This window comes from Pseudoclavibacter helvolus, assembly GCF_014191305.1.
GTDB classification, from domain to species: domain Bacteria; phylum Actinomycetota; class Actinomycetes; order Actinomycetales; family Microbacteriaceae; genus Pseudoclavibacter; species Pseudoclavibacter helvolus.
In genome coordinates this window covers 912,817-932,419 of sequence record NZ_JACHWJ010000001.1, presented here as the reverse complement: position 1 = coordinate 932,419, position 19,603 = coordinate 912,817, and the positions used below count along the sequence as shown (strand labels likewise).

Sequence of the window (19,603 nt, the reverse complement as noted above, 5' to 3'; positions counted from 1 at the left end):
ATCCGAGAGCAGCAAGGGAATTGCAGATGAACACGCACGAGAACATCAGGGCGGCACGCGGGACGAAGCTGACGGCGAAGAGCTGGCAGACCGAGGCGCCGTTGCGAATGCTCATGAACAACCTCGACCCTGAAGTGGCCGAGCACCCGGAGAGCCTCGTCGTTTACGGCGGCACAGGCAAAGCGGCCCGCAGCTGGGAGGCGTACGACGCGATCGTCCGCACCTTGACGACGCTCGAAGACGACGAGACGCTGCTTGTCCAGTCAGGGAAACCGGTGGGCGTCTTCCGCACGCACGAGTGGGCTCCCCGAGTGCTGATCGCCAACTCGAACCTCGTCGGGGACTGGGCCAACTGGCCGGAGTTCCGGCGCCTCGAGGCTGCCGGACTCACGATGTACGGCCAGATGACGGCGGGCTCCTGGATCTACATCGGAACGCAGGGAATCCTTCAGGGCACCTACGAGACGTTTGCGGCCGCAGCTGACAAGCGCTTCGGCGGAACGCTCGAGGGAACGCTCACCCTCACGGGTGGAGCTGGCGGCATGGGCGGCGCCCAGCCGCTCGCCGTCACGATGAACGAGGGTGTCGTCCTGATCGTCGACGTCGACGCGAGCCGCCTCGAGCGTCGCGTTCAGCATGGGTACCTCGACGAGATGACGCACGACCTCGACGATGCGATCGCGCGAGTGCTCGCAGCGAAGGAGGCCCGCGAGCCCCGATCGGTTGGCGTCGTTGGCAACGCCGCGACGATCTTCCCGCTGCTCCTCGAGCGTGGCGTCCCCATCGACATGGTCACGGACCAGACGAGCGCACACGACCCGCTCGCCTACCTGCCAGAGGGCGTGAGCGTCGAGGACTGGAAGGCGGAGGCCGAGCGCGACCCGGTCGGCTTCACCGAGCGCGCACGCGCATCCATGGCGAAGCAGGTGAAGGCGATGGTCGAGTTCCAGGACGCTGGTGCCGAGGTCTTCGACTACGGCAACTCGATTCGCGCTGAGGCGGTGCTCGGTGGCTACGAGCGTGCCTTCGATTTCCCGGGGTTCGTGCCAGCGCACATCCGCCCCCAATTCGAGGAAGGGCGCGGCCCGTTCCGCTGGGCGGCGCTCTCTGGCGATCCGGCCGACATCGCCGCGACCGACCGAGCGATCCTCGAGCTGTTCCCCGATGACGAGCGACTGCACCGGTGGGTGAAGGCTGCGGGGGAGAAGGTGCACTTCGAGGGCCTACCAGCGCGTATCTGCTGGCTCGGCTACAAGGAACGCCATCTTGCGGGTCTCAAGTTCAACGAGATGGTGGCCTCGGGCGAGCTCTCCGCGCCCATCGTGATCGGTCGAGACCACCTGGACTCGGGGTCCGTTGCCTCCCCCTACCGGGAGACGGAGTCGATGAAGGACGGCTCGGACGCGATCGCCGACTGGCCTCTCCTGAACGCACTCCTCAACACCGCCTCCGGCGCAACCTGGGTCTCCTTGCACCACGGCGGCGGCGTCGGAATCGGCAGGTCCATCCACTCCGGGCAGGTCATCGTGGCCGACGGCACCGAGCTCGCGGCGCGGAAGATCGAGCGCGTGCTCACCAACGACCCGGGAACGGGAGTCATGCGCCACGTCGATGCCGGCTACGAGCACGCAGCCGACATCGCGAGGGAGCGTGGGCTGCGCGTCCCGATGTGGGAGGGCGAGTGACCGAGCGGCGCACCACGCTCCAGCTCCTCGACGAGATCTCCGACGTCGGCGTCGACGAAAAGCGGGGCGGCTTCTCGAGGCACGTGTTCGACGACGCCGAGCGCGCGCTGCGCGACTGGTTCACGGAGCGCGCGCTGGGGCTGGGGCTCGACCTCGAGGTCGATAGGAACGGCAACATCTGGGCGTGGTGGGGTAAAGCCGGGCCGGATGCGGTTGTGACGGGAAGCCACCTCGACTCGGTTCCCGGCGGTGGCGCGCTCGATGGACCGTTGGGCGTCGCGACGGCTCTGGACGCGGTGGCTCTGCTGCAGACGGAGGGCTACCGACCCACTCGCCCCTTCGCGATCGTCGTCTTCGCGGAGGAGGAGGGTGCCCGCTTCGGGGTCGCGTGCCTCGGCTCCCGCCTCATGACGGGCCAGCTCTCGCCAGAGCGTGCCCTCGCCCTGAGCGACGGTGATGGCCTGACGTTCGGGGAAGCTGCAGCAGCCTTCGGGCTCGACGTCCAGCACATCGGCCAGGACAGCGAGGCGCTGGGGCGCATCGGCCTGTTCATCGAGCTCCACGTGGAACAGGGGCGTGCACTCGAACCTCTCGGGCAGGCGATCGCGGTGGCGTCGAGCATCCTGGAGCACGGACGTTGGCGCATTGACGTTCGCGGCGAGGGCAATCACGCCGGCAGCACGGCGATGGCCGACCGGCACGATCCGCTGGTCCCCGTCGCCGCCGGGATACTCGCGGCCAGGCGCTCCGCCGCGAGCAGGGAAGGCGCGCGTGCCACGGTCGGCAAGCTCGTTCCGGTGCCAGGCGGTTCGAATGCCATCGCCTCGCGAGTCGCTGCCTGGCTCGACGTGCGCTCCGAACGCGACGAGGACACGCGCGAGATCGTGGGGGAGATTGAGGCCGAACTGAGGGAGGCCGCTGCGGCAGAAGGATGCGAACTCTCGATCACTGAGGAGTCGTACAGCGACGAGGTACGGTTCGATCCTGCGCTTCGTGACAGGCTCGCCGCCGAGCTCGGAGGAGTGCCGGCGCTGCCAACAGGTGCTGGACACGACGCCGGAGTGCTTGCAGCGCACGTTCCGACGGCGATGCTCTTCGTGCGCAACCCGACCGGCGTCTCCCACGCGCCGAGCGAAGGAGCCAGCGACGCCGATATCGTCGCGGGCGTCGAGGCGCTCCTGACCACGCTGAGGGCTGTGCTGCGATGAGCGTCGGATGGGTCTGGATCGACACGCTCGTGCGCGGTGGCCACACGCTTCGGTCCGTTCGGCTCAGGAACGAAGCAGGCGTGGTCGCCGAGGAGCAGGTGGGCGTACCTGCTCGCGAGCGCGACCTCGTGCTCGGCACGGTCTTCCCCGCCTTCGGCAACGCACACTCGCACGTCTTCCACCGATTGCTGCGCGGGCGGACACACGCGGACGGTGGCACGTTCTGGTCGTGGCGCGACAAGATGTACGCCATCGCGGGCGCCCTGTCTCCGGAGGGCCTCGAGCGGATCGCCACCGCGAGCTTCACCGAGATGGTTTCGAGCGGATGGGGCGCCGTCGGAGAGTTCCATTACGTCCACCATCACGCTGATGGCGAGCCGTATCCCGATCACGACATGGAACTGGCGCTCGCGCGAGCTGCCAGCGCGGCGGGAATTCGCCTGACGCTGCTCGATACCTGCTACCTCACGGGCTCCATCGGCGAGGAGCTCGCGCCGGAGCAGCGGAGGTTCGGGGACGTCGACGTCGGGCGTTGGCTCGAGCGGTGGACCGCGTTGCGGGAACGCCTTGCTGCTGAGCACCCGAACGTCGTGCTCGGTGCCGCCATCCACTCGGTGCGAGCCGTGCCTGCCACGGCGATCACCGAAATCGTCCTCGGCCTGCCAGCCGACGTGCCGCTCCATATTCACCTGTCAGAGCAGGTCGCCGAGAACGAGCAGAGCCTGGCGGCTTACGGGCGGACCCCAACTGAGGTGCTCGCCGCATCCGGTGCCCTCTCGAGCAGGCTGAGCGTCGTGCATGCCACTCACCTGAGCGAAGATGACATCCTGTTGCTCGGCGAGGCCGGCGTGCACGCCGTCTTCTGTCCGACCACGGAAGCGGACCTCGGTGACGGAATAGGCCCCGCCAAGGAACTCGTCGAGGCAGGCGCTCGCTTGGCGGTCGGCTCCGACCAGAACGCAGTTGTCGACCCGCTGCTGGAACTCCGCGGCCTCGAAGCGGGGGAGAGGCTCCGTTCGCAGACGCGAGGCCGCTTCTCGCCGCAGGAGCTCCTGCGCATCGGTACGACGGCCGGCTACTCGTCGCTTGGGCTGCAGGCGCCCGCTGTTGTCGGCGGCCTGCTCGACCTGGTCGAGGTGGACGCGGCCTCCGTTCGCACAGCGGGGGCGCTGCCTGCGCAGCTCGTGCTTGCCGGGACAGGGAGCGATGTGCTCCGTACGATCGTTGCGGGACGCGTTGTCTACGAACGCACGAGTGACGCAGCGCGGCTCGCGCACGCCGCAGCTGAGCTGGCTGGTTTCGCCGGCGATCCCGCGCCACGACCAGAGGGGACCTCATGAGCTCGACCGTCTTCACGAACATCGGGGAACTCACGACCAACGGTGGTGAGGGAGTGCTGCACGACGCCGCACTCGTCGTGGACGGTGAACGGATTGCGTGGATCGGCCCGAGCGCGCGCGCCCCCGCCGCGGACGAGCGAGTCGACGTCGACGGCCGCGCCGTGTTGCCTGGGTGGGTCGACTCGCACACCCACCTCGCGTTCGCGGGAGACCGGTCCGCCGAGTTCGCGGCGCGCATGGCAGGAGAGTCGTACGCGGCCGGCGGCATCAAGGTGTCGGTCGAGCGCACCCGTGCCGCGAGCAGCGAGGAACTGCGAGGGCTCATGGCCGAGCGTGTCCGCGCAGCGAACCGCGGGGGTACGACGTGGCTGGAAACGAAGACCGGGTACGGGCTCAATGTCGAGACCGAAGAGCGATCGGCCCGCCTCGCGGCTGAGGTATCGCAGGACGTGACGTACCTCGGCGCCCATGTCGTGCCAGACGGCTGGGACGCCGATGACTACGTGGGGCTCGTCACGGGCAAGATGCTCGATGCCGTGCGCCCCCACGTGACCTGGATCGATGTGTTCTGTGAGCGGGGAGCATTCGATGAGGACCAGTCGCGAGCAGTGCTGCAGGCCGGCCTCGACGCGGGCCTGGGTCTGCGCGTCCACGGCAACCAGCTCGGTCCGGGGCCCGGGGTGAAGCTCGCCGTGGAGCTCGGTGCAGCCAGTGTCGACCACTGCAATTTCCTTGATGCTGATGACATCGAACGCCTCGGAGCATCCACGACCGTGGCGACGCTGCTGCCAGCTTGCGATCTGTCGACGCGACAGCCTTTCCCACCCGCGAGGGCCCTGATCGATGCCGGCGCGACCGTCGCACTCGCCAGCAACTGCAACCCAGGGACCTCGTACACAACCTCGATGGGCTTCTGCGTAGCCACCGCCGTGCTGCAGATGCACATGACCGTGCAGGAAGCCGTCTGGTCGGCGACGATGGGTGGCGCGCGAGCCCTGGGTAGGCACGAGGGTGCGCTCCCGATCGGAGCCCTGGCTCCCGGTTTCCGTGCGGACCTGCAGGTGCTCGACGCGCCTTCGGTCACCCACCTCGCGTACCGGCCCGGCATGCAGCTCACCCAGGCCGTCTGGCAGGCGGGGGCGCCCATCGCCTGATTCCCGTTCAGCGCTGCTGGGAGCCCGTCACTCCCACCTGAGCACGAGTCGCCAGCCGTCAGGATCCCGCCGGAGGTCGTACAGGCACTCCTCGCCGTCATGCCCGTCTCGGCTCGCACTGACTCGCCAGAACTCGGTGTCGAGCCTGGACGGGTCTCCTTCGCCGGCCCACCAACGCTGCTGCACCCGCCGGTAGAAGGCTTGCGGCAGCCCGTGCACGACGTAGGCGAAGCGCTCCCACCAGAAGACGGAAGGGAGCTCGTCGACGAGTTCGACCTCGATGGGGTCGTCAAGCGCTGTGGTCATGTCGGAACCCTCGCAGGGGCCACCGACGTTGATGCTTATAGGGCCTCGTTTTGGTCTGACTCTGCCACCGACTGACTTCGTGTCTTTGCTTTGATCCGTCGGCTGGGACGGGGCGCTTTGTGAGTGCGCCGACCAGGCGGACATGACCTCATAGGAGCCTGGTCGAAGAGGCCCCATCAACGTCCTGTCTGCCCGCCCGGTCGGCTGCCGATCCGATCAAGAAGGGCAGGACCATCATGACAACAAGACTCGAGAAAATCTTCGCGGGTGTCGATACGCACGCGGACACGCATCATGCCGCGGTGATCGATTCCAACGGGAAACAACTCGGTGATGCGCAGTTCCCGACCACACCGGCCGGCTACGCGGCGCTGGCCGCGTTCATGGCCGCGTTCGGGACGGTCGTCCGCGTCGGGGTCGAGGGGACCGGTTCCTACGGGGCTGGGCTGGCGCGTCATCTTGGGGAGGCTGGGTTCGGGGTCGCTGAGGTGTTGCGCCCGAATCGACAGGTCCGTCGCACGCGCGGGAAGTCCGACCCGTTGGATGCTTACGCCGCTGCCCGCACGGCGCTCGCCCAGGAGGAGCATGCGACACCGAAAGCGGGGGCCGGGCAGGTCGAGGCGATCCGGTATCTGCTGGTCGCGCGTCGCAGCGCCGTCAAGGCGCGCACCGCCGCGATAGTCCAGATCAAGTCTCTCCTGGTCACGGCTCCGGACCTGATCCGGGAGCGTTACCGGTCGCTGGGCGACAAGGCACTGATCGCGGCGCTGGCCCGGTTGCGGCTCTCGACCGATCCGTTACTCGCCGCGGTCGGGCAGGGCCTGCGATCGCTCGCGAGGCGTCACCAGCTGTTGGGCGAGGAGGTCAGCGACCTCGATCAAGCGCTGGCGGCGTTGACTGCGGCCGCGAACCCGGCTCTTGTCGCGGCGAAAGGCATCGGCACGATCACGGCTGCGCAGTTGTTGGTCACCGCGGGCGACAATCCGGACCGGCTCCGCAGCGAGGCCTCATTCGCGGCTCTCGCCGGGGTCAGCCCGATCCCCGCCTCGTCCGGCAAGACGAACCGGCACCGGTTGAATCGAGGCGGGGACCGGCAAGCGAACGCCGCGCTGCACCGGATCGCGTTGGTTCGTATGTCGTACGAGCCCCGCACGCGCGACTACGTCGCTCGTAAACGCGCGCTGGGCCACAGCAACAAGGAGATCATCCGTTGCCTGAAGCGAGCGCTCGCGCGCGAGGTGTTCACCCTGCTCACCACGATCGTCGAGGTCCCAGTGACCGATGACCTTCGCCCGCTGCGACAGGCACGGAAACTGAGCCTCACGACCGTCGCGGAACACTTCAACGTCTGGCCCGCCACGATCTCGAAACTCGAGCGCGGCACGCACCGCGACGACGACCTCGCGAACACCTACCGAGAATGGCTCACCGCGGCTTGACAACCAATAGGAGCATCATTGACCGGTCGCGGTCAGCCCTCGAGGTCGTCCACGCCGGGCAGCCAGCTCTTGCCCGGCCCGCCCCAGCTGCGCTTCCGCATGACCTTGAACGCGTCCTTGTACCAGGGGTGCTCGAGCCGGTCGGCGTAGATGATGCCGTTAAGGTGGTCGAACTCGTGCTGCAGGATGCGCGCGAACCAGCCCTCCGCTTCGATTTCGTACTGCTCGCCCTCAAGATCGGTGGCGCGCAGCAGGGCACGCTCGGATCGGCGCAACGGGTAGCGCTCGCCAGGGAACGACAGGCACCCCTCTGACTCGAGCTCGTCGTCGAGCTCCAGGAGCGACTCGGGCTCAGCGGGCGTCACGTACAACTCCGGGTTGATGGCCACGCCACGGCGGATTGTGCCGTCCGTCTCCTCGTAGGAGTAGACGAAGAGTCGCTTGCCGACGCCGACCTGGGGGCCAGCGAGGCCGACGCCCGGTGCCGCATCCATGGTCTGGAACATGTCGGCGACGAGCTCGCGGATCTCGTCCGTGACCCCGTCGACCGGTACTGCGGGTTCATGGAGGACGGGCTCGCCGTAGATGCGAATTGGGAGAGTTGTCATCCCATCAGCGTATCTTCGCGTCAACATCCCTTCACGACGCGCGCCGCACAATAGGATTGCCCATCATGACCATCGCACCCCTCAGTGATCTGGCAGTGCTCCCAGGGCTCACTCCGGTCCAGATGATCGGCATCCCACTCGCCTTGATCGGTGCTGTCTTCATGTCACTCGGTGCCATGTACCAGCATCGCGGCGTGAGCAAGGTGGAAGCCGCAAGCGGCACAAGCGGCGCAGCCGGACTGAACCTGAAGCACCTGCTCGCGCTGGTGAGTCGACCCTCCTGGGTCATCGGCACGGTCATGCTCGGACTTGCCGTCGTCATGCAACTCGCATCGTTCGTCTTCACGCCGATCATCGTCGTGCAGCCGCTCGGAGTGGTCTCGCTGCTCCTGACAACGCTGCTGACAGCGCGGGCCATCAGGCAGCGACTCCCGAACGTGAAGATCTTCGCAGTGGCCCTCTGCATCATCGGCGTCGGCGCGTTTGTCACCGTCGCGGCGCTCTTCGCCAAGGAAAAGGCGATCTCCGACGAGCAGGTCGCAACAGTGCTCGTCGTGCTCGCAGTTGTCGTCGTTGTCTTCGGAACCGGCTTCTTCCTGCTGCGCAAGCGATTCAAGGCACTCATCTACGTACTCGGGGCCGGTGTCATCTACGGCTTCGTCGCGACGCTCGCGAAGATCACCATCAACCGCATCCAGCACGACAACTTCGAGTGGCTCACCCTTATCTGCCTCGTCGCGCTGCTCGTCGCAACGGGGGTCGGTGGCTACTTCGTGCAGAACGCCTACGCGTCGGGCCCGCCGGACATGGTCATCGCAGGACTGACGGTGATCGACCCGATCATCGCGGTCGCCATTGCCATCGCCGTCCTCGGGGAAGCGAGCGCAGCCCCCTGGTACGCCTACCTCATGTTCATCGTGTCTGGCGCCATCGCCGTCACGGGCGTCTTCGTGCTCGAGCGCGGGCAGACGGACGCCGAGGTCGAAGCCGTTCGACGGAACGCGGTCGAGGGGCGCGGAGCCCTCGACCTCGAGGGACGTCACAGCGACGCAGAGGCGCGAGTCACCGAGCAATAGCAGCTGTCCAGCGTGTGCTGAAGCCGCACCTCAGGGCGCGGCGAGTACCATGACGTGAGATTCCGCGAGCGACGACCACAATCTGTCGCGAGCCCCCGAAACGAGATCGAGGTCACCACCCCGTGCCGAATGAAGGTCATTCAACAAGCACCACCGCTGTCGCAGCTGACGGCGAGCGGCCGCTCAAGATCCTGATCGCGGGGGACACCTTCACACCGAACGTCAACGGCGCCGCTAAGTTCACGGAGCACCTCGCTTCCGGCATGGCCGCGCGTGGGCACGACGTGCACGTCATCGTCCCGGCAGCCAGTCGGCGTCATGGCACCTGGATGGAAGAGTACGACGGGCAGAAGATTACCGCCCACCGACTCAAGTCTCACCGTTGGTGGGCGCACGACTGGCTGCGCTACGCACCCCCGTGGCACATCCGCTCCGAGTCGCAGCGCGTGGTCGACGAGGTCCGTCCCGACGTCGTGCACTTCCAGTCGGCGGTCATCATCGGCCGCGGAGTCGCGATCGAAGCCGAGAAGCGCGGCATCCGCATCATCGGCACGAACCACCTCATGATCGAGAACCTCGTCGACCACTCGCTGCTGCCGCAGGCGCTCCGTGGTCTCGCGGCGAGCATCTGGTGGAAAGATGCGCGCTCGACGCTCGGCCGAGCATCCGCGATCACGACCCCGACGCGCCGCGCAGCCGACTTTCTCGAGGCGAACGGCGGCATTTCAGACGTGCTCGCGATCTCGTGCGGCATCCGAACGTCCGACTACACATTCGACTTCTCGCCACGCGAGCCCAAGCGCATTCTCTTCGTGGGTCGGGTCACCGGAGAGAAGAAGATCGATGTGCTGCTCAGAGCCCTCACGCTGCTCCCGTCCGACGTGCAGCTCGACATCGTCGGCGGGGGAGACCAGAAGAAGAACCTGCAGTCGCTCGCCAAGCAGCTCGGTCTCGCCGATCGAGTGACCTTCCACGGGTACCTGAGCGATCAGGAACTTCGTCGCATGTACACGCGAGCTTCCGTGTTCGCGATGCCATCGATCGCGGAACTGCAGTCGATCGCCACGATGGAGGCTATGGCCTCGGGGCAGCCAGTCGTCGCAGCCGATGCGATGGCGCTGCCACACCTCGTGCACGACGGCGAGAACGGGTTCCTCTTCGAGCCGAACAACGAACGCGACCTCGCAGACAAGCTCTCGAAGGCGCTTGCTCTCTCGACCTCCGAGCGTGAGGAGATGGCTCGCGCGGGTCTCGACCTCGTGCGCATGCACGACATCGATCGCACGCTCGAGCTCTTCGAGCGCCTCTACCGGGGCGCCTCGGTGAAGGAAGTCGCGCGGGACTCGATCAACGAGCAGGACCACTCGCTCGACTGACCAGCGCCCGCCTGCTTCAGGTCGTCGGCGACGCCGGCAGGGTCAGGACGCGCGCCCCGTCTTCCACGATCGCGATCGTGTGCTCGGTGTGGGCTGTCCGGCATCCCGTCGCGCTACGCAGGGTCCAGCCGTCCTCGTCGGTGACGAGTCGGTTTGTGTCGGCCATGACCCACGGTTCGATCGCGAGCAGCATCCCGCTGCGAAGACGCACGCCGCGGCCAGGGCGACCGTCGTTGGCGACGTGCGGGTCCTGGTGCATCGTCGAGCCGATCCCGTGCCCGTCGAACTCCATGTTGATCTCGTAGCCAGCTTCGGCGAGCACGCTGCCGATCGCGTGAGAGAGGTCGCCGATTCGTGCACCTGGACGCGCTGCGGCGATCGCGGCGGCGAGCGCGCGCTCGGTGGAATCGATGAGCGCGTCGTCAGCGGGGTCCCGTGTCGAGCCCACGATGAAGCTGATCGCCGCGTCGGCAGCCACGCCGCCCTTGACTACCGCGAGGTCGAGCGTGAGGAGGTCGCCGTCTGCAAGCTGATAGTCGTGAGGCTTCCCGTGGAGGACGGCATCGTTCACGCCGACGCAGATGTAGTACCCGAACGGACCGCGTCCGAAGGAAGGCTCGTAGTCGATGTAGCACGAGGTCGCATCGGCTTCGAGGATCATGGCCTTCGCCCAACGGTCGACCTCCAGCAGGTTGGTGCCGACTCTGATCCTCGACTTCAAGTCGTGCAGGATCGTCCCGACGAGCTGCCCGGTGACTGCTGCTCGTGAGAGTTCTGCTTCGTTGAGGATCTCGATCATGCGGTGCCTTTCGCCGGGAGGCCACGACGTGCCCCAATAAGTATCCCGGTAAAGATATACCGGATTAGTATCGGGTCATGGTCAGACTTCCGCTCAGCCCCGAGGAGATCGAGCGCGGGGAGCGCCTCGGCGAGTTCCTGCGCCGTGCGCGTGGCGAGCGCTCCATGCTTCGGGTAGCGCTCGATGCCGGAGTGTCGCCTGAGACGCTTCGCAAGATCGAGTCGGGCCGAGTCGCGACGCCTGCGTTCTCGACGATCGCCGCGATTGCCGGGGTCCTGTCGATTTCGCTCGACGAGATCTGGTCCCAGATTAGCGAGCCTGAGGGCCAAGCCGAGGCTGCGACGGGCACCGGGATGCGCGCCGCCGGCTGACGCCGTCTAGCTGGACTGCTCCTCGCGAGCCTCCAGTGCGGCTTCCAGGCGCTCGACCTTGCCGTCGAGCTCGCCGGTGTGCCCCGGCCGGATGTCTGCCTTCAACACCAGGGAGACGCGGCTCCCGAACTGCCCGACAGCCTCCGTCGCCGCCTTGACGACCGCGAAGACCTCATCCCAGTCACCCTCGATCGTCGTGAACATCGAGTCGGTGCGGTTCGGGAGCCCTGATGCGCGCACGACGGCGACCGCAGCGGCGACGGCGTTGTGGAGCGACGCGTCGCCCTCCCCTGGAGACGGGGCTGAGGGGCTCGGAGTTCCGCTGGGGGCGACAGAGAAGGCAACGATCATGCCCACCATCGTGCCACGCCGGTGGGCCCTCGTGCAGAGACCTGAGTAGGGCGGGTGGGACTCGAACCCACGCATCGTCCAGTTATGAGCCGGATGCCTTAACCAGCTTGGCTACCGCCCCAAGCGCTGTCGATTCTAGCCAGATTTCACTCCTGCGTGCGCCAGGCGACCCGGCGAACGCTCTCAGGTCTAGACTGAGGCCCCACAGGCGGGGTCGACGTCGATTCCGCATGCACGAAAAGCAGGGGATGATGAAGCGAGCTGAACAGCGAGCGCAGACGAGGCAGGCGCTTCTCGAAGCGGCGTCGCTCGAGTTCGAGGCCAACGGCTATGCCGCCACGGTACTCAGCGATATTTCCGACCGCCTTGGCATGACCAAGGGCACGGTCTACTTCCACTTTCCGACGAAAGCGCTCCTCGCGCAGGCGGTGACGGCGAACTGGTCGGTGATGTGGGAGGAGGAGATCGCGGCGTCCCGCGCACGCGGACTTTCGCTGGATGAGCTCGAGTCGCTCATGATCAGAATCGCGGAGCGCTTCCAGTCCGATGCGCTCATTCGCGCGACCATCAGGCTCGTCCGGGAACGTGAACTCATCGAGGAAGAGCTGCCTCGCCCGTTCGACCTCTGGCTCGAAGTGACCAAGGAAGCGTTGCAGGCTTCTCGTGAGTCTGGCGCCCTCCGCGACGACATCGACGTGGATGCGGCTGCCTGGCAGGTTTTGGCGAACCTCGTCGGAATTCAGTTGCTCATCGATGATCTGAACGATGGCAGGAGCATTGCCGATCGCGTTCGGGAGATGTGGGCGGTCCACCGTGTGACGCTCGCGACCCCGGGGCGGGCGGCCGCGCAGTCCTGATCCGAGGTGCCGCCCCATTATCAGAGGGGCGGTGTCTGCGTTGCTCGCGTCCGGGTCTTCGGACAAAGATCAGTCTCAAGTAGGGCATGAGCGACGAGGAACCCGTCCTTTCGGGTGATTCCGAGGAAGTTCATGGGCGACAAGATTGAGTGGCGCCAGGTCATCGCTCGGCGTCGTGTCGCGTCGAAAGGGCCCTCTGTGTCTGTGCTCACCCGTCTGAGTCTCAAGTATCGAATTCTGATCGGACTGCTCACCGCGGCGATCGCTGCGGCAGGGATCATCTCGACGGCACAGCTCAAGCAGGAGCTCATGCCGTCCATGGAGATTCCGCAGGGCTTCGTCACCGCGACTCTCGACGGCGCGTCTCCGGACGTGATGGTCTCCGAGGTCACCGAACCCATCGAGAATGCTCTTCGCGCGGTCTCGGAAGTGCAGTCGGTGACGTCGACGACCTCCGAGGGGTTTGCGCAGATCATCGTCGCGTGGAGCTTCGACGCCGACAAGTCGCAGGTTGAGGCGGATCTTCGCGCAGCAGTCGAGTCGACCGAGGCCGTCCGTCCGGAGTCATCGACAGCCGAGCTCATGACGTTCTCGCTCGACGCGCTACCCGTCCTGACGCTCGGCGCGTCGTCCGACACGGATACGGCCACGCTCTCGAAGACGCTCACGGACACCGTGGTCCCCGCCCTCTCGCAGGTTGACGGCGTGCAGAACGTCCAGGTTTCCGGCGCGCGTGAGGAACGAGTCGAGATCAGTCTGCGCCAGGCTGACGTCGACGCACTGAAGATCGACACGGCGATGATCGAGCCGACGCTCACAGCGGCGGGTCTTGTGCTGCCCGCCGGCGACGTGACGGGAGGCAGCGGTGAGATCTCCGTGCAGGTCGGCTCCCAGCTCGACACCCTCGACGCCATCCGCGCGCTTCCCTTCACGACCGAGGACTCCACTGTGCTCCTCTCTCAGTTCGCGGACGTTGACCTCAAGGAGGTACCGCCGACCTCCCTCTCCCGCGTGAATGGCGCCGAGACCCTGACGCTCAGCATCACCAAGGCCGCTGACGCGAGCACGGTGTCCGTCGCCCACGGTGTGACGGAGAAGCTGACCGAGATCACCCCGACTCTTCCCTCGAACGTGGTGTTCACGGAGATCGAGAATCAGGCCCCATACATCGAGCAGTCCATCCACGACCTCTCAGTCGAGGGCGGGCTTGGCCTCCTCTTCGCAGTGCTCGTCATCTTCCTGTTCCTCGCCTCGTTCCGCTCCACCATCGTCGCGGCCATCTCCATCCCGATGTCGCTGCTCATCACGATGGTCGGCCTGAATGTTGGCGAGTATTCGCTCAACATCCTGACGCTCGGTGCGCTCACGATCGCCGTCGGGCGTGTGGTTGACGACTCGATCGTGGTGATCGAGAACATCAAGCGACGGCAGGGGGACGGCGCGCTCACTATCGAGGGCATCGTGGGCTCTGTCGGACAGGTTGCGGGTGCGATTACGGCGTCGACCCTGACGACGGTCGCGGTCTTCCTCCCCATCGCGTTTGTCGGCGACATCGTCGGCCAGCTCTTCCGGCCGTTCGCGGTGACGGTTTCGATCGCGCTGATCGCCTCGCTTGTTGTCGCGCTCACCATCGTTCCGGTGTTCGCCTACTGGATGCTGCGTCGTCCGTCCAAGCCCATGAAGCGCGAGCGGTTCATCAGGGCGCGTGCGGCACAGACCGCCTGGGCGGCTCGCCAGGAGGCGTCGGCAGAGCGCCGTTGGGCACGTCAGGCCGAGAAGCTCGAGGCGAAGAACGCGAAGCGAGAGCAGCGCGGGAAGTCGCTGCTGCCTGTCCCCGCATCCGCATCCGGAGTTGTCCATGCGCGTGGCGACGGCGAGGAGGGTTCGTCGTACGACGGCCTGCAGCGGGTGTTCGTCCCGATTCTCGACGCGACGCTGCGTCACCCGCGCCGCACGATCGCCGCCGCGCTGGCGCTGCTCTTGTTGACCGGAGTCGGCGCGACGGCTCTCCGCAGCGACTTCCTGGGAAGCATGGGCGACGAGACCATCGTCGTGGAGCAGAAGCTCGCGCAGGGAACCACGATCGAGCAGAGCCTGGCGAGCGCGGAGAAGCTCGAGGCGGTGCTCGCGACCAAGGACAGCGTGGAGACGTTCGTGAGCTCGATCGGGGCGAGCGGGGCGAGCGCCTTCGCCGGTGGCGGGGGAGACACGTCGATCACGGTCATCCCAGTCGAGGGACAGGATGCAGAGACCGTCGCCAACAGCCTTCGGGCGGACTTCGGCGGGCTCAGCGACGTCGGCGAGGTGACCGTCACGACGGCGGCGTCCTCGGCGCTCGCGAGCGACGTGCAGCTCGCCATCCAGGGCAACGACGCCGATGCGCTGAGCCAGGCCGCAACACAGCTCAGCGATGCGGTCAAGGATCTCCCTGGTGTGACTGCCGTCACCAACGATCTCAGTACTGGTGGCAACGTCGTTGTCGTAGATGTCGACCGCAGCAAGGCCGCCGGCTTCGGCTACACGCAGGCGACGGTCGGCCAGGCCGTCTCCGCCGCCCTCAATGGCACTCCGCTCGGATCGGTGCGGCTCGAGGGTGTCGACCGTGACATCGTGATCGCTCCGACCCAGGGACCAGTCGCGCTTGATCAGCTTGCGCTTATGCAGTTGCCCGTGACCGCGGTCCAGCAACAGCGTGCCATCCAGGACGCGACGGATGCGTTCACGGACGAGCAGGAGGCGAAGGCAGAAGAACAGCAGGCAGAGGCCACCGAGCAGATGCAGCAGACGGTCAATGACGCTGTTGAGGCGCGTGACACGGTCTCGTCCCAGCTCTCTGAGTTGCAGACCCAGCTGGAGACGCTCCAGACTGCCCCGCTGACTCCGGCGGTTCCTGACGCGGGGTCCGCCATGACGCCAGAGCAGGCTGCCCAGGCCGAGCGGGATGCCCAGATCGCGGCGTTGACCGACGCGATCACGCAGGCCGAGTCGGGCATCGAACAGGCGAACGCCGGTGTCGATGCGGCAGTGAAGGCTCAGGAGGATATGGCGGCTCAGACGCTCGAGGCGCAGGAGACGCAGGCAAGGCAGGAGGGACTCGTCGATACGAAGGCGACTCCGATCCGACTCGGTGACATCGCCGCAGTCCGGGAGGAGACGACGCCGAGCGCGATCACGCGCAACGACGGAGCCCGTCAGGTCACAGTCTCGATCACGCCTGCCGATGGGCAGCTCGGAACCGTCACCGAGTCCGTCTACGCGGCAACCGACAGTCTCACGCTGCCTGCCGGAGTGACGTTTGTCGTCGGCGGCGCCTCGGCCGATCAGAATGAGTCGTTCGAGCAGCTCGGCATGGCGATGCTGCTGGCGATCGTCTTGGTGTTCCTGATCATGGTGGCGACGTTCCGCAGCCTCATGCAGCCACTGATCCTGCTCGTCTCTGTGCCGTTCGCGGCCACGGGAGCGGTCGCGCTGCTGCTGTTGACGGACACGCCGCTCGGTCTGCCCTCGCTCATCGGTCTGCTGATGCTCATCGGAATCGTGGTCACCAACGCGATCGTGCTGATCGACCTCATCAACCACATCAGAGAACGCGGCGCGAGCGTGCACGATGCGATTGTGCACGGAACACGACTGCGACTACGGCCGATCCTCATGACGGCTGCCGCGACGATCTTCGCGCTGGTGCCGATGTCACTGGGGCTGACCGGTGGTGGAGTCTTCATCTCACGGCCGCTCGCCATCGTCGTGATCGGCGGTCTCATGAGCTCGACTCTGCTTACTCTCGTGCTTGTGCCCGTCCTGTACTCGAGCGTGGAGCGGCGTGCAGACCGCCGAGCCGCGAAGCGCGCAGCACGTGCTGAGAGGAAGGCCGAGGCCGCTGCACGGAAGAAGGCGCTGACTGCATCACCTGCAGCCAGCTGAGCCTGACGGCGTCGCGCGAGAGCGCGGCGCCGTCTTGCTGTCGGCCGTGAGGCGTCAAGTCGGCGTTCGAGATGTGCCGAGGATGGGGAGAGAATAGACGGATGCATCCGATCGCCGCCCGTGCTCAGCTCTTGACCGCCCACCGCATCGTGGTCAAGATCGGTTCCTCGTCGCTGACCGGCGCCGACGGACACCTGAACCTCGAGGCGCTGCGCTCGCTCGTGCAGGTCATCGCCGATCGGCATGACCTGGGCCTTCAGACTCTGCTCGTGACCTCTGGCGCTGTTGCAGCGGGCATCGGCCCGCTCGGGCTGCCATCAAGGCCCCGTGACGTGGCGACCGCCCAGGCGGCCGCGTCCGTCGGTCAGGGGATGCTCGTGGCCCGCTACGCCGAGGCGTTCGCCGACAGGGCGATCACGGTCGGGCAGATTCTCCTGACGGCCGAGGACACGGTTCGCCGCACGCGCTACAAGAACGCGCAGCGCTCGCTCGAGCGCCTGTTCCGACTCGGCGTCGTGCCGATCGTGAACGAGAACGACGCCGTCGTGACCGACGAACTGCGGTTCGGCGACAACGACCGCCTTGCCGCGCTCGTCGCTCAGCTTGTCGGCGCCGACGCGCTTGTGCTGCTCACGGACGTCGACGGGCTCTACGACGGGCCGCCCAGCCGGGAGGGCACCAGGCGTATTACTGAGGTGCTCGGTCCGAGCGACCTCGAGGGCATCGAGGTGTCCGGCAGGGGGAGCGACGTCGGTACCGGTGGCATGCTCACGAAGCTTGAATCGGTCTCCATCGCCACCGGATCCGGCATCCCGGTTGTGCTCACTAAGGCCGACAACGCACGGCCGGCGATTGCCGGCGAGCGAGTCGGCACGTGGTTCGCGCCGACCGGCAAGCGCTCTTCGCGCAAGCGCCTCTGGATCGCGCATGCGGCGCGAGTCCAGGGCAAGGTCGTCCTCGACGACGGTGCGGTTGATGCGGTCCTCGGCGGGCGCGCATCGCTGCTCGCGGCGGGAATCGTCGACGTCGAAGGCGAGTTCGTGGCGGGCGACCCCGTCGAGCTCGTCTCGAAGAGCGGCGCCGTGATCGCGCGAGGGCTCAGCGGCTTCGACTCCGTGGAGATCCCCGAGATGCTCGGCCAATCGTCGAGCGCCCTGCGCGAGTCCCTCGGCTCCGGCTACGACCGGGAGGTCATTCACCGCGACGACCTCGTGCTGGTCCGCCCGAAGGGCCTCCGCGTCAACTGAGCGACGACCCGCGCGGCGTAGAATTCTCTGTCATGACGATCTTGCAGGGTGAGCGCGCGGAAACGGTCGACGAGGGCAACGCGGACGAGGCGGCGAGCGCCGCCATCATCGAATTCGCCGGACGGGCCCGCGCATCGTCGCGAGTGCTGGCGCGGTCGACGCGTGCGCAGAAAGACGGCGCGCTCCTCGCGCTCGCCGACGCCCTCGAGGCAGCAGCACCGGAGATCCTCGCTGGGAACGCCCAGGACCTCGAGCGTGGGCGATCCTCTGGAATGTCGGGCGGCCTGCTGGATCGCCTCGCGCTCGACGAGACCCGCATCAGAGGCATCGCAGACTCTCTCCGCGAAGTTGCCGCGCTTCCCGACCCCGTCGGTGCAGTCGTTCGAGGGTCGACGCTCGCGAACGGCCTCCGACTGCGTCAGCTGCGCGTGCCGATGGGCGTCATCGGTGTTATCTACGAAGCGCGCCCGAACGTGACGGTCGACGTCGCGGGACTCGCGCTGAAGAGCGGTAACGCGGTGCTGCTCCGCGGTGGGTCCGCCGCCGAGTCGTCGAACCAAGCCATCATCGGAACGCTGCGCGACGCGCTCGAGTCCTACGGGCTCCCCGCCGATCTTGTGCAGTCGATCGACGAGTACGGTCGTGCGGGGGCGCGCGCCCTCATGCGTGCCCGAGGCCACGTAGATCTCGTCGTGCCTCGGGGCGGCGCTGGCCTGATTCAGACTGTCGTCCGTGAGTCACGTGTGCCTGTCATCGAGACGGGTGTCGGCAACTGTCACGTCTATGTCGACAGCACGGCCGAACTGGACATGGCCCTTGAGATCATCATCAACTCCAAGACGCACCGTGTCGGTGTCTGCAACGCGGCTGAGACCCTGCTGGTCCACGCGGATGCCGCAGGCGACTTCCTGCCGTCGGCCCTCTCGGAGCTCAGCAGCCGCGGTGTTCGGCTGCACGGTGACAACCGGACGCGTGCCGCCGCGCCTGACGGCATCGAGGTACTCGAAGCCACGCACGAGGACTGGGCCACGGAGTACCTCGACTACGAGATCGCCGTGCGCGTCGTCGATGACTTCGATCAGGCGCTCGAGCACATCCGCGAATTCTCCACCGGCCACACAGAGGCCATCGTCACGAGCTCGTTGCAGGCCGCCGAGCGGTTCACGGCTGAAGTCGACGCGGCGGCCGTGATCGTCAACGCATCCACTCGCTTCACCGACGGTGGCCAGTTCGGGCTCGGCGCCGAGCTTGGTATCTCGACGCAGAAACTGCACGCCCGCGGGCCTATGGGTCTCGAGGAGCTCACGACGACGAAATGGGTCGTCACGGGCGACGGTCAGATCCGTTCCTGAGCAGCCACCGGGCGCACCGGTGGAAGATCAGACCAGGTGATGACGCGCTTGGTCAGGCGCGCCCCGTAGCCTTCTGGAAGACGAGAAGGGACGATCATGACCAGCACCCCACTGCCCATCGAGAACCAGCCGCAAACCCTCGACCGAGTGTTTCTCGGTGAGCTCGAGGTGTCGCGAGACCGCATTGCTGGTCCGTATGGTTCGCTGCCGACCGCCGGCTCGACGGTCTTCGTCACGAACATGTCGCGCGTCGAGCGAGCGATCCCGACCTGGGCCATCATCGTCGCCATCGCGGGCTTCTTTGTCCTGACGATCTTCAGCCTGCTCTTCCTGCTCGTCAAGGAGGATCGGGTCGTCGGTGGCTACGAGGTGCGGGTCTCGAATCCGGCCGGAACGCTGACGAGCTTCGTGCCCGTGGACGCGCGTTCAGCAGCGTGGATCTGGCAGGACCTACAGGGGCGTGCCGCTGCCGCCCGCGAGATCATCGCGACGGTCACTTCTTCCGTCCGCTGA

General features: G+C 66.7%; 16 protein-coding genes, 1 tRNA gene and 1 pseudogene. 13 read left to right on the top strand and 5 right to left on the bottom strand.

Features of this window, described 5'->3' with window-relative positions; genetic code table 11:
- The first annotated feature begins 26 nt into the window (after positions 1-26).
- From hutU to hutI, 4 genes are read left to right on the top strand one after another with little or no spacing between them, the layout of a single operon-like run.
- Positions 27-1,685, top strand: a complete 1,659-nt coding sequence (hutU, locus tag FHX72_RS04245; RefSeq protein WP_183623157.1) for a urocanate hydratase — start codon at positions 27-29, stop codon at positions 1,683-1,685.
- The gene (locus tag FHX72_RS04240; RefSeq protein ID WP_183623155.1) at positions 1,682-2,893 is read left to right on the top strand and encodes an allantoate amidohydrolase; all 1,212 of its coding nucleotides are present in this window, start codon (positions 1,682-1,684) and stop codon (positions 2,891-2,893) included. The genes hutU and FHX72_RS04240 overlap by 4 nt, the downstream gene beginning before the upstream one ends.
- Positions 2,890-4,233 carry a formimidoylglutamate deiminase gene (locus FHX72_RS04235; RefSeq protein ID WP_183623153.1) on the top strand — a complete coding sequence of 448 codons (1,344 nt, stop codon included), beginning with the start codon at positions 2,890-2,892 and terminating at the stop codon, positions 4,231-4,233. The genes FHX72_RS04240 and FHX72_RS04235 overlap by 4 nt, the downstream gene beginning before the upstream one ends.
- On the top strand, positions 4,230-5,387 hold the full coding sequence (hutI, locus tag FHX72_RS04230; RefSeq protein WP_068479149.1) for an imidazolonepropionase: 1,158 nt from the start codon (positions 4,230-4,232) through the stop codon (positions 5,385-5,387). The genes FHX72_RS04235 and hutI overlap by 4 nt, the downstream gene beginning before the upstream one ends.
- A 27-nt stretch (positions 5,388-5,414) precedes the next feature.
- Here the strand turns inward: hutI and FHX72_RS04225 are convergent, their stop codons facing one another.
- On the bottom strand, positions 5,415-5,693 hold the full coding sequence (locus FHX72_RS04225; RefSeq protein ID WP_068479146.1) for a hypothetical protein: 279 nt from the start codon (positions 5,691-5,693) through the stop codon (positions 5,415-5,417).
- Positions 5,694-5,929: 236 nt separating this feature from the next.
- On the opposite strand from FHX72_RS04225, the pseudogene FHX72_RS04220 reads away from it, so the two are divergent.
- Positions 5,930-6,949: pseudogene (locus FHX72_RS04220) on the top strand (IS110 family RNA-guided transposase); the annotation flags it as partial.
- A 215-nt stretch (positions 6,950-7,164) separates the two neighbouring features.
- Here the strand turns inward: FHX72_RS04220 and def are convergent.
- Positions 7,165-7,740 (bottom strand): peptide deformylase, encoded by a 576-nt coding sequence (def, locus tag FHX72_RS04215; RefSeq protein ID WP_068479144.1) that lies wholly within the window; start codon positions 7,738-7,740, stop codon positions 7,165-7,167.
- A 65-nt stretch (positions 7,741-7,805) separates the two neighbouring features.
- On the opposite strand from def, the gene FHX72_RS04210 reads away from it, so the two are divergent.
- Both FHX72_RS04210 and FHX72_RS04205 read left to right on the top strand, forming a co-directional pair.
- Complete coding sequence (locus tag FHX72_RS04210; protein ID WP_082805608.1) at positions 7,806-8,816, top strand: DMT family transporter; 1,011 nt, start codon at positions 7,806-7,808, stop codon at positions 8,814-8,816.
- A gap of 122 nt (positions 8,817-8,938) precedes the next feature.
- Complete coding sequence (locus tag FHX72_RS04205; protein WP_338110043.1) at positions 8,939-10,192, top strand: glycosyltransferase; 1,254 nt, start codon at positions 8,939-8,941, stop codon at positions 10,190-10,192.
- 16 nt (positions 10,193-10,208) lie between these two features.
- Here the strand turns inward: FHX72_RS04205 and map are convergent, their stop codons facing one another.
- On the bottom strand, positions 10,209-10,991 hold the full coding sequence (map, locus tag FHX72_RS04200) for a type I methionyl aminopeptidase (protein ID WP_183623149.1): 783 nt from the start codon (positions 10,989-10,991) through the stop codon (positions 10,209-10,211).
- Positions 10,992-11,068: 77 nt separating this feature from the next.
- Between map and FHX72_RS04195 the strand changes: the two genes are divergently transcribed.
- A complete protein-coding gene (locus FHX72_RS04195) occupies positions 11,069-11,362 on the top strand; it encodes a helix-turn-helix domain-containing protein (protein WP_183623147.1) in 294 nt (97 codons plus the stop codon).
- Positions 11,363-11,368: 6 nt separating this feature from the next.
- Here FHX72_RS04195 and FHX72_RS04190 read toward each other — a convergent pair whose 3' ends face one another.
- Both FHX72_RS04190 and FHX72_RS04185 read right to left on the bottom strand, forming a co-directional pair.
- Positions 11,369-11,713, bottom strand: a complete 345-nt coding sequence (locus FHX72_RS04190; RefSeq protein ID WP_068479182.1) for a thiamine-binding protein — start codon at positions 11,711-11,713, stop codon at positions 11,369-11,371.
- Between the two features lie 46 nt (positions 11,714-11,759).
- Positions 11,760-11,834 (bottom strand) — tRNA-Ile (locus tag FHX72_RS04185).
- Positions 11,835-11,961: 127 nt separating this feature from the next.
- Between FHX72_RS04185 and FHX72_RS04180 the strand changes: the two genes are divergently transcribed.
- The 5 genes from FHX72_RS04180 (at position 11,962) to FHX72_RS04160 (ending at position 19,603) form a co-directional block, all read left to right on the top strand.
- On the top strand, positions 11,962-12,570 hold the full coding sequence (locus FHX72_RS04180; protein ID WP_068479132.1) for a ScbR family autoregulator-binding transcription factor: 609 nt from the start codon (positions 11,962-11,964) through the stop codon (positions 12,568-12,570).
- 132 nt (positions 12,571-12,702) lie between these two features.
- Positions 12,703-16,491 (top strand): efflux RND transporter permease subunit, encoded by a 3,789-nt coding sequence (locus FHX72_RS04175; RefSeq protein ID WP_183623145.1) that lies wholly within the window; start codon positions 12,703-12,705, stop codon positions 16,489-16,491.
- A gap of 101 nt (positions 16,492-16,592) precedes the next feature.
- Positions 16,593-17,738: a glutamate 5-kinase gene (proB, locus tag FHX72_RS04170; RefSeq protein WP_068479129.1), complete on the top strand. Its 1,146-nt coding sequence runs from the start codon at positions 16,593-16,595 to the stop codon at positions 17,736-17,738.
- 32 nt (positions 17,739-17,770) lie between these two features.
- Complete coding sequence (locus FHX72_RS04165; protein WP_183623143.1) at positions 17,771-19,090, top strand: glutamate-5-semialdehyde dehydrogenase; 1,320 nt, start codon at positions 17,771-17,773, stop codon at positions 19,088-19,090.
- Between the two features lie 96 nt (positions 19,091-19,186).
- Positions 19,187-19,603, top strand: a complete 417-nt coding sequence (locus FHX72_RS04160) for a hypothetical protein (protein WP_183623141.1) — start codon at positions 19,187-19,189, stop codon at positions 19,601-19,603.

Excerpts from the sequence above, each read along its gene's own strand:
- FHX72_RS04165 (WP_183623143.1), top strand. The coding sequence starts at position 17,771 with ATGACGATCTTGCAGGGTGAGCGCGCGGAAACGGTCGACGAGGGCAAC.
- proB (WP_068479129.1), top strand. The coding sequence starts at position 16,593 with ATGCATCCGATCGCCGCCCGTGCTCAGCTCTTGACCGCCCACCGCATC.
- FHX72_RS04210 (WP_082805608.1), top strand. The coding sequence starts at position 7,806 with ATGACCATCGCACCCCTCAGTGATCTGGCAGTGCTCCCAGGGCTCACT.
- FHX72_RS04225 (WP_068479146.1), bottom strand. The coding sequence starts at position 5,693 with ATGACCACAGCGCTTGACGACCCCATCGAGGTCGAACTCGTCGACGAG.
- FHX72_RS04195 (WP_183623147.1), top strand. The coding sequence starts at position 11,069 with ATGGTCAGACTTCCGCTCAGCCCCGAGGAGATCGAGCGCGGGGAGCGC.
- hutI (WP_068479149.1), top strand. The coding sequence starts at position 4,230 with ATGAGCTCGACCGTCTTCACGAACATCGGGGAACTCACGACCAACGGT.
- def (WP_068479144.1), bottom strand. The coding sequence starts at position 7,740 with ATGACAACTCTCCCAATTCGCATCTACGGCGAGCCCGTCCTCCATGAA.
- FHX72_RS04160 (WP_183623141.1), top strand. The coding sequence starts at position 19,187 with ATGACCAGCACCCCACTGCCCATCGAGAACCAGCCGCAAACCCTCGAC.
- FHX72_RS04175 (WP_183623145.1), top strand. The coding sequence starts at position 12,703 with ATGGGCGACAAGATTGAGTGGCGCCAGGTCATCGCTCGGCGTCGTGTC.
- FHX72_RS04180 (WP_068479132.1), top strand. The coding sequence starts at position 11,962 with ATGATGAAGCGAGCTGAACAGCGAGCGCAGACGAGGCAGGCGCTTCTC.
- FHX72_RS04190 (WP_068479182.1), bottom strand. The coding sequence starts at position 11,713 with ATGATCGTTGCCTTCTCTGTCGCCCCCAGCGGAACTCCGAGCCCCTCA.
- FHX72_RS04235 (WP_183623153.1), top strand. The coding sequence starts at position 2,890 with ATGAGCGTCGGATGGGTCTGGATCGACACGCTCGTGCGCGGTGGCCAC.
- hutU (WP_183623157.1), top strand. The coding sequence starts at position 27 with ATGAACACGCACGAGAACATCAGGGCGGCACGCGGGACGAAGCTGACG.
- map (WP_183623149.1), bottom strand. The coding sequence starts at position 10,991 with ATGATCGAGATCCTCAACGAAGCAGAACTCTCACGAGCAGCAGTCACC.